This window comes from Pseudomonas sp. XP2, assembly GCF_053557975.1.
Genome location: NZ_JBNRIK010000012.1, coordinates 61,903 through 77,778, shown reverse-complemented (window position 1 = coordinate 77,778; position 15,876 = coordinate 61,903). Strand labels below are relative to the sequence as shown.

The 15,876-nt window shown below is 62.9% G+C and carries 9 protein-coding genes and 2 pseudogenes; 6 read left to right on the top strand and 5 right to left on the bottom strand.

Features of this window, described 5'->3' with window-relative positions:
* The 5 genes and pseudogenes from ACK1VC_RS14945 to ACK1VC_RS14925 all read left to right on the top strand — a co-directional run.
* Window positions 1-336, top strand: a pseudogene (locus ACK1VC_RS14945) (LysR substrate-binding domain-containing protein); the annotation flags it as partial.
* Window positions 337-476: 140 nt separating this feature from the next.
* Window positions 477-986: a sigma-70 family RNA polymerase sigma factor gene (locus ACK1VC_RS14940; protein WP_096425903.1), complete on the top strand. Its 510-nt coding sequence runs from the start codon at window positions 477-479 to the stop codon at window positions 984-986.
* Between the two features lie 3 nt (window positions 987-989).
* Window positions 990-1,933 (top strand): annotated as a pseudogene (locus ACK1VC_RS14935) (FecR domain-containing protein).
* A 189-nt stretch (window positions 1,934-2,122) separates the two neighbouring features.
* Window positions 2,123-4,609: a TonB-dependent siderophore receptor gene (locus tag ACK1VC_RS14930; protein WP_191087497.1), complete on the top strand. Its 2,487-nt coding sequence runs from the start codon at window positions 2,123-2,125 to the stop codon at window positions 4,607-4,609.
* A gap of 59 nt (window positions 4,610-4,668) precedes the next feature.
* Window positions 4,669-5,154 (top strand): isochorismatase family protein, encoded by a 486-nt coding sequence (locus ACK1VC_RS14925; RefSeq protein ID WP_016486059.1) that lies wholly within the window; start codon window positions 4,669-4,671, stop codon window positions 5,152-5,154.
* A gap of 161 nt (window positions 5,155-5,315) precedes the next feature.
* Here the strand turns inward: ACK1VC_RS14925 and ACK1VC_RS14920 are convergent, their stop codons facing one another.
* The 5 genes from ACK1VC_RS14920 to ACK1VC_RS14900 form a co-directional block, all read right to left on the bottom strand.
* A complete protein-coding gene (locus ACK1VC_RS14920) occupies window positions 5,316-7,766 on the bottom strand; it encodes a TonB-dependent siderophore receptor (RefSeq protein WP_096425904.1) in 2,451 nt (816 codons plus the stop codon).
* An 84-nt stretch (window positions 7,767-7,850) separates the two neighbouring features.
* Entirely contained in the window at window positions 7,851-8,798 is a 948-nt protein-coding gene (locus ACK1VC_RS14915) for a FecR domain-containing protein (RefSeq protein WP_016486061.1), read from the bottom strand.
* A gap of 2 nt (window positions 8,799-8,800) precedes the next feature.
* Complete coding sequence (locus tag ACK1VC_RS14910) at window positions 8,801-9,331, bottom strand: sigma-70 family RNA polymerase sigma factor (protein ID WP_023047927.1); 531 nt, start codon at window positions 9,329-9,331, stop codon at window positions 8,801-8,803.
* Between the two features lie 97 nt (window positions 9,332-9,428).
* The gene (locus tag ACK1VC_RS14905) at window positions 9,429-12,200 is read right to left on the bottom strand and encodes an amino acid adenylation domain-containing protein (protein ID WP_191087498.1); all 2,772 of its coding nucleotides are present in this window, start codon (window positions 12,198-12,200) and stop codon (window positions 9,429-9,431) included.
* A gap of 215 nt (window positions 12,201-12,415) precedes the next feature.
* Entirely contained in the window at window positions 12,416-13,114 is a 699-nt protein-coding gene (locus ACK1VC_RS14900; protein ID WP_016486065.1) for a pirin family protein, read from the bottom strand.
* Between the two features lie 174 nt (window positions 13,115-13,288).
* Here ACK1VC_RS14900 and ACK1VC_RS14895 point away from each other — a divergent pair, with 174 nt between their 5' ends.
* Window positions 13,289-15,805, top strand: coding sequence for a UvrD-helicase domain-containing protein (locus ACK1VC_RS14895; RefSeq protein ID WP_060516365.1), 2,517 nt, complete (start codon window positions 13,289-13,291; stop codon window positions 15,803-15,805).
* Window positions 15,806-15,876: the final 71 nt, after the last annotated feature.

The window sequence follows — 15,876 nt, the reverse complement described above, 5'->3', positions numbered from 1 at the left end:
ATCGATGTGGCCATTCGCTTTGGTGAGCTGCCTGATTCGCGCCTGATCGCGCGCAAGATCGCTGCCAACCGCCGCCGGTTGTGCGCGGCGCCCGCTTACCTGGAGGCCCACGGCACCCCTGAAGCACCAAAAGACCTGGCCAGCCACAACTGCATCGTGTTGCGCCAGAACGATGCCGCGTTCGGCATCTGGCGGCTCAGCCGCGGCAAGCAGAGCGAGTCGGTGAAAGTGCGCGGCAGCCTGAGCACAAACGATGGCGAGGTCGCCCTGAACTGGGCCCTCGATGGGCAAGGCATCCTGATGCGGGCCGAGTGGAACCTGGCTGACCACCTGCGATGGCGCATCGTCAGCTCAGCGTTCTTGGGCCTGGCCGAAGACCTTGGTTTCCCATGACCGCTGCGCAAAGCAATTGCGAAATCCGGTCAGACTCAGGTTAAATGAGAGTCATTATTAAAGACGCTCTCATCGGTTCTACCATGTCCTGTGCTGACCCTTCCCTGCAAAAAGCCGTGCACACGCTTTACGAGGACCACCATTCCTGGTTGTGCGGGTGGCTGCGCCGCAAGCTCGGGTGTGTGGAGCATGCGGCCGACCTGGCCCAGGACACGTTCATGCGGGTACTGACCCTGCGCAAGGCGGCCGAGCTGCAACAGCCACGGGCTTATCTGAGCAGTATTGCCCGCAGCCTGATGATCGACATGTTTCGGCGGCGTGCCGTGGAGCAGGCCTACCTGGAAACCCTCGCGGCACGGCCTGAGCCTGTAGAAGTTTCGCCGGAGGCGCGCCTGCTGATCATCGAGACGCTGCTGGAAATCGATCGGCTACTCGACGGGCTGGGCTCGCGTACCCGCGAGATCTTCCTCATGGCCCAGCTCGATGGCTTGAGCTATGTGGAAATTGCGCGGCGCCTGGATGTTTCGCTCACTACTGTCAAAAAGCATGCAGTGCGGGCGCTGACCCATTGCCTGATGCTGGCCGAGGCCTGAACCATGGCGGCCGAACCATTGGACCGCGATACACTGGAGGCTGCCGCACGCTGGTATGTCGAGCTGCGCTGCGGGGCGGATGACACCCTGCGAGCGGCGCACCAGCGCTGGTTGTCGAGTAACCCGCAACACTTGCTGGCCTGGGAGCGCCTGGCACGCTTGCAGGGCAAGCTGGCGCAGGTGACGCCCGGCATTGCACGGCCGACGTTAACCAGTGCCAGGGCCAAGCGACGTGAGGTCCTCAAGGTGCTTTCAGTGCTGCTGGTCGGGAGCGCGACAGGGGGGGGGTGTTGCAGGATGGCATCGTTGCACGGTTGACAGCCGATGTGCGCACAGGCGTTGGCCAGCAGCGTTCGTTGCGGCTGGACGATGGGACCCAGTTGCGCCTGAACACCGACACTGCTGTTGATATTCGCTACAACGGCGAGTGGCGGGCCCTTGAGTTGCTCAAAGGAGAGATTCTGGTGCAAACCGCCTCGGATGCATTGTCTCGGCCTTTCGTCGTGCATACCGGGCAGGGTAGCGTCCGCGCACTCGGTACGCGCTTCATCGTGCGCTGCGACAACGACCTTGTGCGGGTCTGTGTATTGCAGCATGCCGTGGAGGTGCGCAGTGCACTTGCCATGGCGTCTGTGCGGGTAGAGGCCGGGCAACAGCTGGAATTCAGCGCGGGGAAAACCGGCAACGTGACACCGCTAGCGGCGATGGCAGACGCTTGGTCCCGCGAGATGTTGATCGTGGATGACTGGCGCCTCGCCGATGTTGTCAGCGAACTGCAGCGGTATCGGCCCGGGTACCTGGGCTGTGATGAGGCCGTGGGTGGGTTGCGACTGTCCGGGGCGTTTCACTTGGGCGACATCGATATCGTCCTGGAAAACCTCACGACCACGCTGCCTGTGCGCATTCGTCGCTTCAGCCGCTACTGGACGCGCGTCGAGGCTGCCTGAAGCCTGATGCCGGTAGTTGAGCATTTTAGGGCCGCAACGCGGCCCCAGGATGCTTGATTGAGTGTCATGGCCTTAAGGCTGGCGATTTTTTTGCCTGGGGGGGGTTATCGATTGTCGTTCTCGTTCGACTTGTAGGTAGACGCGCACCAAGCGCAATGAAAACACTGCCGCAGGGCGAAAGGAAACCGCATGCTCGCTGTCAACGATTGCAACCGCATCCTCTTGATCAACTCGACCAAAACCAGACTGGCGCGTGCCGTGAATCGCGCAATGTTCAGTGTGGTGCTGGCGACGCCATTGGCAACGCTGATGGTGGCCAGCCCTGCCATTGCCCAAAGCCAGGCTGAAACTTCGTTCGATATTGCCGCCGGCCCCCTGGCCACGGCGCTTACGCAATTTGCTTCGGCTGCGGGAGTGACGGTGTCCTTCGAGCCGTCATCGGTGCAGGCACTGAAGTCGCCCGGCCTGCATGGCCGCTACAGCTCCGATGCCGGCCTGCGCCAGTTGCTGGCGGGTAACCGGTTGCAGGTGTTGAAGCAGGCCAATGGCAGCTACTCGCTGCTGCCCATGGTCGGTGACGATTCGACCCTGCAGCTTGATACCACCAGCGTCACCGGTGCGGCTGCGGAGTCCGCCTATGGGCCCGTGAATGGCTACGTTGCCAGCCGCAGTGCCACCGGGACCAAGACTGACACGCCCATCCTGGAGATCCCTCAGGCCATCAACGTGATCACCGCCGACCAGGTACAAGCCCAGGGCGCGCGCAACCTGACCCAGGCGCTGCGCTACACCCCGGGCCTGGCCACCGGCGGCTTTACCGATCGCAACAGCATTGCTGACGAAATCACCAGCCGCGGGTTTGCTCCGACCCCGCTGTACCTGGACGGCGCATACCTGCCGTACGCCGGTAGCCTCGGGGGTGCACCCCAGATCGACCCCTACACGCTGGAGCGTATCGAAGTACTCAAAGGCCCATCTTCGGTGCTGTACGGGCAGAACCAGCCGGGTGGGTTGATCAACATGGTTTCCAAGCGCCCCACCCGCGAGCCGCGTAGCCAGGTGAAGCTTGGCGCTGGCAGCTACAACCGGGTCAACGGCGCCTTCGATACCAGCGGCCCGCTGGACGAGCAGAAGGTCTTTACCTATCGCCTGGTCGGGGTTGCCGACAAAGGCAACGAAATGGTCGCTCACTCGCATAGCGAGCGCTTGTTGCTGGCGCCGAGCCTGACCTGGGCGCCAAACGAAGACACGTCCCTGACGCTGCTCGCCCAAGTGCAGCGTGATGATGGCCTGCCCGATTATCAGACGTTGCCGATGATCGGCTCGCTCAAGCGTGGCCCGACAGGCCAGCATATCGACCGCGACTTCTTTTCGGGGGACTCGCGGTACAACGATTACAAGCGCAACCAGTACATCTTCGGCTATGACTTCAGCCACCGTTTCAATGACGAGCTGGCATTCAGATCTACCGCGCGCTACACCGACGTACGAGACCGCTACAAAGGCTTTTACCTGCGCAGCTTCGTGACAGAAGGTGATGTGGTCGACTACACCCGCGCCAACCGGGTCAAGCTTGACTGGCGTCAGCACAACATCGCCTACACCCTCGATAACAACCTGGAGTACACCTTTGACACGGGCGCACTGCGGCACACCTTGCTGGCCGGCGCGGACTACCGTCACTTCTCGCGCAAGTACGATGGTTACAACGCCTACAACGTGTTGCCGGTCGACCTGTATGGCAAGAACAACTACCCCACCAGCAACGTAACGCCGGTGCTGGATACCCGTTGGGACAATACACTGCGCCAGACCGGGGTCTACGTGCAGGACCAGATCAAGCTGGATAACTGGATCCTGACGGTAGGCGGGCGCCAGGACTGGGCGGAAGTCGACAACAAGGATCTGCTGGCGCACAGCATTGCCTCCCAACGCGACAGCAAGTTCACCGGGCGCATCGGCCTTACCTATGTCACCGAGTTTGGCCTGGCGCCGTATGTCAGCTATTCGCAGTCGTTCTTGCCAACCGTGGGCACGGCAGCGCCCGAGCGCGGTGGCAAGGCGTTCGAGCCAAGCGAAGGCGAGCAATACGAGGTGGGGCTGAAGTATCAGCCTGTCGACGGGACCTTGTTCACGGCGTCGGTGTTCCAGGTGAAACAGAAGAACATGCTGACCGGCGATACCGAGTACCCGCAGTACCAGACGCAAAATGGCGAGGTGCGCTCCCGTGGTGTGGAGCTGGAGCTCAAATCCAGCATCGAGAATGTCGATGTACTGGCCGCGGCCACCTACATCGACTCGTTCTATACCAAAAGCACCTATGGCGACCAGGGCAACCGCAATGAGGCGCAGGCCCCGGTGTCTGCCACATTGTGGGTGGATTACCACTTCACCCAGGCCACCCTCAATGGCCTGACCTTTGGCGCCGGGGCACGTTATACCGGCCGCAAACAGGGTAACTCGGCCAATACCTTCGAAGTACCGGCCTACGCCGTGTATGACGCTACCGTCAGCTACGACCTGGCCAAGCTCGACCCAAGCCTGCGTGGCCTGCAGGCCAGCGTGAATGTTCAGAATATTTTCGATCGCGAGTACGTTTCTGACTGCAACTACGCGTTTGGCTGCTATTACGGACAGGAGCGGGTTGCGTCGGTAGAGCTGACCTACGACTGGTGATCAAGCCCCCGCGCCACGCGGTATACTCCGCGCCATTTTGCCAATGGCGGGAGAACGCTATGCGCCAGGTTTTGCTCATCGTCGATGTCCAGTCCACCTTCAGCCCGCCCGAGTGGCTGGTCGATGGCTTGCGACGGTTGTCAGCGAACATCCCTACCGTTGCCTCGGTCGAGTTGCACGACGAACAGGTCACGCCGTTCGAACGGCAGCTCGGCTGGCACCCGGCTGCCGAGGACGAAAGCCTGGTCGAAGCCGACCAGGTGTTCGTCAAGCATGGCTACGGGCAAAGCGCCGAAGCCATCGAGTACATCAGGCAACTGGGTGTGGAGCGCGTGCTGGTGTGTGGGCTGCAGACCGAAACCTGTGTGCTGGCCGCCGGCTTTGCCCTGTTCGATGCGGGGCTGACGCCCACCCTGGTGACGGACATGACGGTTGGGTCTTCACTGGACCGGTCGGCCAAGCTGGGGATCCAGCTGTGGCAGCATCACTTTCGCCACGTCACGACCTCGGCTGAAGTGCTGGCCGAACTGGCGGGACAACGCTAAGACCTGCAGTGCCAGATCATCGTGCAGGCAGGCTAGTCTGTCAGTCCTGTGGGAGCGGGCTTGCCCCGCGAACACCGGCAAAGCCGGTGCCATGCAGCGCACGGTCCCCCTCGCGGGACAAGCCCGCTCCCACAATGGCTGGGCGCTGGTTCACCGCCCTGTCAGAAGTCCCAGCGGGTCGTGACCATCAGGTTGCGTGGTTCGCCGTAGTACGTGGTATCGAAGTTTCCAAGCCCGGTCAGGTAAACCTTGTCGAACACGTTGTTGGCATTGACCGTGAAGCTCAAGTGCTCGCTGTACTGATAGCGGGCCATCAGGTCCACCAGTGTGTAGCCGCCTTGCTTGATGCGGGTATAGTCGTTGGCGATCGGGCTGTAGATATTCCCGTAGAAGCCGCTCTGCCAGCGCAGCCCACCGCCCACGGTCAGCTGGTCGAATGCGCCAGGCAGGCGGTAAGTATTGAACAGCCGTACCACGTGCTCGGGCTTGGTGGTTGCCAGTGGGAAGCCGAAAATCCGTTGGTCGTCGGCATCGCGGGTACGGGCGTAGGTGTAGCCGGCGGTGACGTTCCAGCCGGGTGCCAGTTCGCCGGCCAGCTCCAGTTCGACGCCCTTGGTGGTGGCGCCGTCGATGGCTTTGTAGATGCCTTCGTTGGTCACCGGGTTGGTGCCGATATTGGAAGCGACGTTGTCTTGCTCGATGCGGAAGAACGCCAGGGTGCCGTTCAGCCTGCCGTCGTACCAGGCAGCCTTCAGCCCGGCTTCATAGCCGTCGCCTTCGACGGGTGCGAGGGTGGCGCCGTTGATGTCCTTGTAAACCTGCGGCTGATAGATCGACGTGTAGCTGGCATACACCGAGTAGGTGTCGTCCAGGTCATAGACCACGCCCGCATAGGGGGTGACCACACCGTGTTCCTTGTAGCTTGCGTGGGTGTCGCTCAACGAAGACGTTGGGTAATAGTCCTGATCATCGTTGTACTTGAAGGTGCTGACCCGGGTGCCGAGAATGACCGAGAGCTTGTCGGTCGGCCTCAGGCGGGTGGCCACATAGGCGCCATTCTGGCTTTGCGTGGTGGTGTAGTCGCCGTTTTTCGGGAAGTTCTGCTCCGGCAGTTTGCCGTTCCAGTCGAAGATGGAGCCGGGCACCATGGCGAACGCGCTGGCGTCGTAGGTATCGCCGGTCTGCTTCGAATGCGAGGTCATGAAGCCTGCCACCAGGTCGTTCTCACGGCCGAACAGGGTGAACGGGCCGGATATATTCACGTCTGCGGTGTTTTGCACGCGGTGACCTTCCCAACGCCCCCAGTACAGGAACATGCCCTCGCCGGTTGCCGGGTTTGGGTTGCCGCCGCTGGCAGACGCCAGGCGCGTATCATGGTCGCTGATCATGTGGTTGAGGCTGAGCTTGACCTTCCAGTCGTTGGCCAGGGCCTGCTCCAGCGAGGTGAAGTACGTGGTTGACTCGAAGTCGCGACGGCTCCAGTCTGCCGCCGGGTTGTGCGAACGCGAGAAATCGGTGCGGCTGCCGTCGGAAAAGTAAGTCGGGTTACCGGTCCACGACGATCCACGCGGAGTCGTGGTCTGGTTGTCGATGCCGAAGGTGAGCAGGGTGTCGGGTGTCAGGTCGGCTTCAAGAATGCCGTAGTAAACATCCTTTTTCTGCTTGTAGTGGTCCAGGTACGACTTGCGGTCCTGGTAGGCCCCCACCAGGCGGCCACGTACGCTACCGCTGTCGTTGAGCGAACCCGAAATATCACCTTCGGTACGGTAGTTGTCCCAGGACCCCGCGCTGGCGGTGATCGACGCCTTGAAGTCTTGAGTGGGCTTCTTGCGCACCAGGTTGACCGTCGCTGAGGGGTCGCCAGAGCCGGTCATCAGGCCGGTGGCACCCTTGATCACTTCGATGCGGTCGTAGGGCGCCATGTCGACGTGGGTCACGCCCTCATCGTAAACGCCGTCGTAAATGGTATTGATGCCATCGTACTGGTAGTTGGTAATGGCAAACCCGCGTGCGGAGTACTCCATGCGTTCGCTGTCGTACGCCTGGACCGAAACCCCGGGCGTGTTGCGCAGCACGTCGCCGATGTCTTGCGAGCCGTGGTCGTCGATAACCTGGCGGGTGATCACGCTGACCGACTGCGGCGTTTCGCGCAGGGTCAGTGGCAGTTTGGTTGCGCTGGTGGAACCGCCGGTGGTGTAGGCGCCGGTACCCTCGGTGACGTTACCCAGCCCCAGCGCATCGACGCGGCTGGGGGCCAACTCAAGTACATCCCCCTGTTGGGTGCTCAACAGCAGCGAGTAGCGCCCGTCGCTTTCCCGGGTGGCCTGCAACCCGGTGCCACTGAGCAGGATCTGCAAGGCTTGGTCGACGTCATAGCGCCCCTCAAGCGCAGGCGAACGTTTACCGCGCGTCCAGTGGGTGTCGAACGACAGCACGATGCCAGACTCGGCAGCGAACTGGGTCAGCGTTTCGCCAAGGTCGCCCTGTGGCAGGTGGTAGTCATGGGCTTGCGCAGCGCTGGCAGCGCCAGGCCCCGCGAGCAGTGCAGTCAGTAGCAGGCAGGTGCGCAGGCCTGGCGCAGTGAAAGGCCTGGGTTTGAAGCGGCAGGTCATCGTCGCGTTTCTCTGATAGGTAAAAGTCGGGATACCTATGAGTCGGATAAGCCCTGGCAAAGTGATCAGGCGCCCAGCATTTTTTTACGCCGCCGTGATGGTGACCCAGAAACGCGTACGCACCTGTACCTGCACCGGCAGCGACGTGGTCAGCGCGCGCAGGATCTGGTCGGTATCGTCGAGCCGGTAGGTGCCGCTGATACGCAGCCCTGCCACGGCTGGCGCGCAGCGCAGCCAGCCCGGGCGGTAGCGTGAAAGGTTGCTGATGAAGGCGTCGAGGCGCTGATCATTGGCAATCAGCAAGCCGCGGCCCCAGGCATCTGCGGCCAGGGGGACGGGTTCCAGCGCGGCGAAGCCTTGCTCATTGAAGCGACAACGCTCGCCACTGTTTACCAGCAGGGTCTGGCCCGAGCTCAGGGTTACACGCGCCTGCCGGGCAAATACCTCCAGGCTGCTGCCGTCATCGAACAGCCGCAGGGCAAAGCGGCTTTCGCCGGCTTCGACCGTGCCGTTTCGGGTGCTGACCCTGCAGTGCTGGCGCGCCGGCACAGCGACCATGACTTCACCTTGGCGCAGGCGCAAGCGCGCAGGGTCGAGCGCGTCATCCACATCGACCGCAGAGGCGGTATTGAGCATCAGCTTGGTGCCATTGTTCAGCATCAGCGAGCGCTGTTCGCCCACCCCGGTGCGCAGGTCTGCCAACACTGCAGACTGCTTGACCTCGCGGTACCCCCCCAGGCCCAGCGCGCCGCCGCCCAGCAGCAGCAAGCCTGCCTTGACCACCCGCCGACGGCTGGCGTTGCGGTCATGCGCTGCCAGCGCCAACACCCGTGCCGATGCCGGGTTTTCGCTTGCTGCCATGCGCGTTTGCAGGCGCTCGGCCTGCTGCCAGGCCCAGGCATTGACGGGCGTTGCATTCAGCCACAGTTGCCAGGCCGAGTAATCACTGGCCTGCACCTCACCGCTGTTGAGCTGGCTGAACCAGTGCGCGGCCTGGCGTAGCGAGGCCAGTTGCTCGGCGTTCAGGTTCATGCTCACTGGCCATGGCCAAGGCTGTAGATCATGCAGTGTTCGGCGGCCTTGGCAATGTAGCGGCGCACGCTGACTTCGGAAACACCCAGCTGGATGGCGATGTGCTTGTAGGGCATGCCGTCGATCTGCGAAAGCAGAAATGCTTCACGTACCTTGGGCCCGAGCGAGGCCAGCATGGCGTCGAGTTCGAACAAGGTTTGCAGCAAGGCCAAACGTTGCTCTGGTGAGATGTCCAGTGCTTCGGGTTGCTCGGCGAGCACCTGAAGCCAGGCCCTTTCCAGGTGCACCCGGCGCAGGTGATCGATCATCAGGCGGCGAGCGATGGTCGCCAGGTAGCCTTTGGGTTCGCGTACGGCGGCGAGCTTGACGGCGGCGTCGGCGGCAGACATGACACGCACGAACACATCCTGGACCAGGTCTGCTGCCAGGTGGCTGCAGTTCACCCGCGGTTTCAGCCAGTTATGCAACCATTTGCTCTGGGCCCGGTACAGCTGGCTGACTTGAGAAGTGAACGCTACATCCGGGATGCTCATCCGTGCCGCCTGAAAATGCTTGCAAATGTTAATTGTTCGCATTTTAGGCAGAGTGTTTCAGGGTTTGCAATCACAGATCCCGTGCCGGCAATTCAGCTCAGGCAGAGGTAGCACGCCTGGCCGAATCAGCCTCACGCGCCTGGTTCTGCTTGTGCCTGCGCGCAAACAGCAGACGCAACAGGGTGTTCCAGCAGTAACCCACCAGCACCCCTCCGGCGAGTGCCAGGGCTACCTCGAACAACGGGTGCCTTAAAACATGGTCTGCCAGCGACTGGAACTGGAAATGCGTCAGGTAGATAAACAAGGTTGACGATGCGATGACCGCACCTGCCCGTGCGACCAGGGCAGGCACTGGCACCGAGCGGAACCAGATAAGGGCCAGGATTGCTGGCAGGGCGATATCGACATAGCGCGAGAAAGCCTCCCAGCCAACGCCGGCAACCGCCATCAAATCCAGCTCGGCGACCACCAGCACGGCCACCGCGCTGGCTACCCACTTGCGCGCTGTGGTGTCGGCATGGTGCACGGCCATGCCCAGCACCATGACCGCCAGGAAGTGCTGCGGTACCCGGTTGAGCAGCGCACTGGCGTCGAACACGAAGCGGTTGAGCAGCACATCCAGCGCCACCAGCGCACAGGTTGCAATGATCAGGCAGCGGAACGGGTCGGCGAGGACGACCCGACGTACGCGCCTGATCGACAGCACGATACCGATGATCACGATCATCTGTACCAGCACTTCGATGTACCAGTAATTGAACAGGCTCACCTCATTGGCCGGGAACCAGTTGGACACCAGCAGCAGTGATTGCCAGTGCAACCGGTCGAACACCAACTGGATCAGCGCGGTGTACAACAGCGTCGGCACCACAATGGCCGCCAGCGACCTGAGCAGCGTGCGGGCATCGCCGCGTTCGTCGATTGCCTTGAGCTGGAACCGCGCCAGGCTGATGCCGGACACCAGGAACAGCACAGACGTTTCGCCGACGATCAGCCAGTGGTCGAACTCGCTCAGGTGGCCGACCACGATCAGGATGATGGCGAGCATGCGCACGAACACCGGCATTTCCATCGACCGCAACGCGCCTTTGGGGGGCGCACTCAGCTCGGCCAGCTGGCACACCGGCAGCGTTTCCCAGCGCTGCGGCAGGTGGCCGATCAGCTCCTCCAGCACCCGCGAGGCCTGCACGAATGACAACGAGTCGCCCCCCAGTTCGACAAAGCTCAACCTGGCGTCCAGGCGTGGCACCTGCAGAATGCGAGCCCAGGCCGAGCTCAGTTTTTCGGCCAGAGGGGACAAAGGTGGGTGGGCACTGTCGTCAAATGGCGCAGGCAGGGCGCGTTTGTCCACCTTGCCGTTAGGGGTGAGCGGCAGGGCGTCGAGGAACACGAATAGCGCTGGCACCATGTAGTCCGGCAACTGGCGTGTGAGCGCCTGGCGCAGGTCATCGGCGGGTATGGGTTTTTGCCCAACGCAATAGGCAACCAGCCGGGGCGACGCACTGTCGCGGTTGGCCACCACCACGCATTGGCCGATGAGCGGGTGACGGGTCATGGCGTTCTCGATTTCCGCCAGCTCGATGCGATGGCCACGGATTTTGACCTGGCTGTCACCGCGCCCCAGGAAACTGGCGCTGCCATCGGCCAGGTAGGTGCCCAGGTCACCGGTGCGATAACAGCGGTCGCCTGCGGCGCCGGTGAACGGGTTGGCGATGAACTTGGCCTCGGTCAGCGCCGGGTCGCCCCAGTAACCCTGCGACAGGTAGGGGCTGCGGATCAGGATTTCACCGGTTTCGCCTGCGCTGACCAACTGGTTGGTCGAGTCGACCACCAGCAGCTGCGCATTGGCGATGCCTTTGCCCAAGGGCACCCGGGCACCGTCCGAATCAGGGTCGAGGGTATGGAAGGCCATGGCTTGTGGCGTTTCCGTGGTGCCGTAGAAGTTCACATTGACAGCATTGGGCGCAATGGCGCGGATGTGCTGGTACAGCGCCGGGCTGAGTGCATCGCCACCCCAGAACAGGTAGCGCAGTTGATCGAGTAGCTGGCCATTCAAGTGTGCGCCGGTTTCGATCAGCTTGCCCAGCGGCGGGGTGAGGTGGATCACGCTCACGCCGTGCTGGTGAATCCAGCCTGCCAGCCGTGCCGGGTCGGTCAGGGTCGACTGGGCGGGGCAGGCGAGGGTTGCGCCAATTGACAGGGGCGTGAACACGTCGCGGTACACCGGGTCATGGCCCAGACCGGAAAGCAGAGAGAAGGTGTCGGCCTGGGTGAAGCCATGCTGGCGCACATGCCAGTCGATGAAATGCACCAGGGGCGCGTGATGGGTAACGATACCCTTGGGTTCACCGGTGCTGCCCGAGGTGAAAGTGATGTAAGCCGGTTGCTCGGGGCTCACACTGGGCAGCGCGACGCAGTGGCAAGGGAAGGCTTGCAGTGCCTCGGCGGTGGTTTCCGGCACCGTGATGACAAGGGGGCCGTCGGTGTCGACGGATGCCTCGCCACAGCGCAAGACCACAGCCGGCGTCAGTGTGCGGATGATCTGCCCGATGCGCGCGGGCGGGTAGGCGGCGTCGGCCACGGTGAAGGCCAGGCCGGCGCGCAGGCAGCCGAGCATGGCGTACACCAGACCCGCGCCCCGGCTGGCGACGATAACCACACGATCGGCGCCACTGGCAGATTGTTCCAGCAGACAGGCGGCAATGCCCTGGCTGATCTGCGCCAGTTGGGCATAGTTGCAGGTGGTGTGCCGGGCCAGGATGGCGGTGGCACCCGGGCAGCGGCCGGCCTGTTCGAGGAAGGCGTAATGAATCGGCTGGTCGGCACGGTACTCCAGGCACAGCGTCGGGTTCGGGCGCAGGTCCGGCATGATGGGTGAGGGCTCCGCATGAACGTTGGGGCTGGCTGGTAGCACAACGCTAGTGCAGGGTGGCCGATGGCGCCAATGTTCAGCGGGATTGGGCGAGGCTTGTCGACAGTCGGGTGCGCTGTGGGCCCCAATCGCGGCAAAAGCCCGCTCTCATTGAACAAAACATGACTCATTGATCTGGCAGGGACTCTGTGGGAGCCCTGTCCGCTGCGATTTCAGGCCACATCCACCAGCACGATCTCGCTGTCCTCGACGGCGGTGACCCGCAGCACTTCTTCCTGCTCGATCGCCACACCATCGCGCGCCTTGGCCCGCAGCCCATTGATCTCCACCAGCCCCTTGGCCGGCACCAGGTAACCCCGGCGTGCGGCCTCAAAGCGATACTCGGCGGTTTCACCTGCACGCAAGGTGGCAGCTACCAGTCGGGCATCGGTACGAATCTGCAGGCTGTCTTCATCACCGGCACGGCCGCTGGCCAGGGTGACGAAGCCTTCGCCACGCTCGCCTTTGGGGAACGGCCGGCTACCCCACTGCGGTGCTTCACCCGTGCGCTCAGGCACAATCCAGATCTGGAAAATACGCGTGTCGACGTCTTCCAGGTTGTACTCGCTGTGCACGATGCCGCTACCGGCACTCATCACCTGCACGTCACCGGCCTCGGTGCGGCCTTTGTTACCCAGGCTGTCCTGATGGCTGATCGCGCCTTCACGCACATAGGTGATGATTTCCATGTCGCGGTGCGGGTGCGGCGGGAAGCCACTGCCAGCCGCGATCAGGTCGTCGTTCCATACACGCAGGTTGCCCCAGTGCATGCGCTGCGCGTCGTGGTACTCGGCGAACGAGAAATGGTGATGGGCATCGAGCCAGCCGTGGTTGGCGTGGCCAAGGCCTTCGAAGGGTCGCAGTTGCAGCATGGTCGTGCTCCTTGAATCAGTGGAATGACGCCATGATGCGCTAAAGAAACATCGAAAATAAGCGTAAATATCGGCTCAAAACAATCATATTGGTCGATATTGTTTTTGCAATGTTTGACTCGCTTCATCGCCTAATCCACTGATCTGCAAGCATTCGCTGGCGATTTTCCGTCGATGCGGCGAACATGCCGGCTGTTTTTGTTTTTCAACGGAGTGACCGTGGCCCACGAGCAACCCCAGGCCCCCGCCGACCTTACGCCGCCTGCACAACTGCCCTGGTTTCGCCGCCTGGCCGCCCGCCTGCTGGGGCGTGGCCTGACCCGCCTGCAAGCCCAGCATCGTGACTCCTGGTTCCTGGGCCACGCCACGGGCCAGCGCACTGGGCATGCCGACGGTGTGCGTGAGGGGTTCGAGCGCGGTCGGCTGGAGGGCTATGAGGCTGGGCGCCAGGTACTGGTGATTCGCGATTCGCGCCCTGACACCGCTGCGGTACCCGGCCGGGACGACAACCTGTTCGACGACTGGCGCCTGCCGCTGACGGCCGAGCTGAAGAAACGCTTCAAGGCCGATGTCGCCCAGCGCCTGCCCGCCGAGGCGCAGCCCAGCGCCGCGCAGTGGAAGCTGATCTTCAGTGACACCCCGTCTACCTGTGTAGTGGCCGGCGCCGGGGCAGGCAAGTCCACGTCGCTGGTGTTACGCATTCTGCTGCTGCGCCATTATCTGGGTTACGAACTGGACGCGATGACCGTGGTCACGTTCACCCGCGAGTCGCGCAAGGACTTCATCAAGCGCCTGCTGCAGGTGTTCGCCCTGTGGCAGATCAACCTGCAGCCGGCACAGGCGCGCGAGCTGGTGCGTACCTTCCATTCACGCATCCTGCCGCTGGTGCGCAGCCTGCCGGGTTTCGGCCAGGTACGCGCATTCGAAACCTTGGGCAACGAGATGCCTGCCGGGCGCGAAGCCGAGGCTGACAGTAACCCGTTCGACCTGCGCCTTAACGATGCCCAGCGCCAGCAACTTAACCAGTGCTACAGCGGCTTGCTGGGCGAGAGCCCGCGTTTTGCCGAGCTGGTAGGCCTGTTGCGCAGCGAAGCCTTGCAGCTGAAACCACTGGACCCGAACAACCCCGACGTACAGAAGCGTGCACAGGTGACCCAATTGGCGGCCCAGCGCGACGAAGAACTGTGCGACGTGATCGAAGACCTGTGGTTCGCCGCCGGCGCCTGGCCGATCAAGGGCATAGAGCCTTGCCGCGAAACCGTGGATATCCGGGGCAGCCGCTTCCATGTGCATGGCCGCCTGGCTGGCCAAGGGCCTCTGGTCGTGCTGGGCTTCGACCCTGCCGAGAGCGCGCAGTACCAGCGCCCCGGGGCCAAGCTGGCAGTGCGTGCCGAGTGGGCGGTCAAGCGCACGCTGTTGCAGGCCTTTTGTGATCGGCCGCTGATCTGGCTCGACAACTACGCCATGGCCCGGCGCCTGGCGGCTTCGCTGGCTGGCGATGCTGTGGCCGGCCCCGGGTTCGAGTACAAGGTCAAGGGTGAACTGGCCCCGGCGCCGTTGCTGGATGCCTTTGTCGGTGCGGCCAACTTCATCGAGAACCTTGGCCTGGACGTGAACAACGCGGTGGCGGCAATGAGCTTTCCTTCCGGCGACAGCGATGCCTTGTTCTTCGAGGCCCTGGCGCTGTACTGGAAGGCACTGGAGGCACACCTGCTGGACCAGTCGCCGCCGGTGATGAGCTACAACCGCATGTTCGCCCTGTTCGGCGAGAACAACCCGGAAAACCTTCAACTGCTGCCCGACCCGTTGTTGCGGCCTTTGGCTCACCTGATGATCGATGAGTTCCAGGACGTGTCGCCGCAGATCGTCAGCTGGTTGCGTGCCAGCCTTGCAGAAATCCGCCGGCGTGGCCCCGCCATGCACACCGGGCGCCATGCACAGCACTCGTCACTGCTTTGTGTGGGTGACGACTGGCAGTCGATCTATGGCTGGCGTGGCAGTTCGCCCAAGTATTTCATGGAGTTCAGCAAAGCCTTCCCGTCACCGGCCAGCACGCGGGTGATGCTGGTCGACAACTACCGCTGCCAGCAGCAGGTGATCGACGCGGCTGAGCACCTGGTCAAAGGGACCCCGGCAATTGCCGGCAAGAAAGCCCGCGCCAGCGGCCCGGCAGCCGGCTTGCCCTGCTCGCCGGTCAAGGTGTTCGACCGTGACGAGGCTGCCCTGGGCGAGACGCTGATCGAGCACTACCAACGGGGCGAGACGGTCATGATGCTGTACCGCAAGGGCAGTGACAGGGCCTTGATGAGCGAGCACCTGCAAAGCGTGCTGCACGCCGAGGCCGCATTGCCGGCCGAGCAGCGCCGGCTGCGACAGCTGACTTACCACAGTGCCAAGGGCTTGCAGGCCGATGCGGTGTTCATGTTGGGCGACTGCCATTACCTGACCAGCTCGCCTTACAAGAACCAGGTGTATCGCCAGGCCGGTCTGGGCAAGGCCGGTGACGCCCAGCCGTTCGATACGGCGCAGAAGGACGAAGTGCAACGCCTGGCCTACGTGGCGGTGACGCGCGCAGTGCAGCACTGCTATTGGCATGTCGAGGCCGCCAATGGTGATGCGGCCGCTGCCCCGCGGGCGTCCAGCCAGGTGGATGGCAGGCAGGCCTTTTTCGAAGACCTGCGTGGGCAGTAGGCCAAAGCCTAAGCACTCCTGGGCCTGCTTTGCAGCCCCTCGCGGGCACGCCCGGTCCCACAGCTTCCCAA

Bases quoted from the DNA above. Each gene is read 5' to 3' on its own strand.
- ACK1VC_RS14895 (WP_060516365.1), top strand. From the start codon at position 13,289: ATGCGGCGAACATGCCGGCTGTTTTTGTTTTTCAACGGAGTGACCGTG.
- ACK1VC_RS14915 (WP_016486061.1), bottom strand. From the start codon at position 8,798: ATGAACCTGAACGCCGAGCAACTGGCCTCGCTACGCCAGGCCGCGCAC.
- ACK1VC_RS14930 (WP_191087497.1), top strand. From the start codon at position 2,123: ATGCTCGCTGTCAACGATTGCAACCGCATCCTCTTGATCAACTCGACC.
- ACK1VC_RS14905 (WP_191087498.1), bottom strand. From the start codon at position 12,200: ATGCCGGACCTGCGCCCGAACCCGACGCTGTGCCTGGAGTACCGTGCC.
- ACK1VC_RS14925 (WP_016486059.1), top strand. From the start codon at position 4,669: ATGCGCCAGGTTTTGCTCATCGTCGATGTCCAGTCCACCTTCAGCCCG.
- ACK1VC_RS14940 (WP_096425903.1), top strand. From the start codon at position 477: ATGTCCTGTGCTGACCCTTCCCTGCAAAAAGCCGTGCACACGCTTTAC.
- ACK1VC_RS14910 (WP_023047927.1), bottom strand. From the start codon at position 9,331: ATGAGCATCCCGGATGTAGCGTTCACTTCTCAAGTCAGCCAGCTGTAC.
- ACK1VC_RS14920 (WP_096425904.1), bottom strand. From the start codon at position 7,766: ATGACCTGCCGCTTCAAACCCAGGCCTTTCACTGCGCCAGGCCTGCGC.
- ACK1VC_RS14900 (WP_016486065.1), bottom strand. From the start codon at position 13,114: ATGCTGCAACTGCGACCCTTCGAAGGCCTTGGCCACGCCAACCACGGC.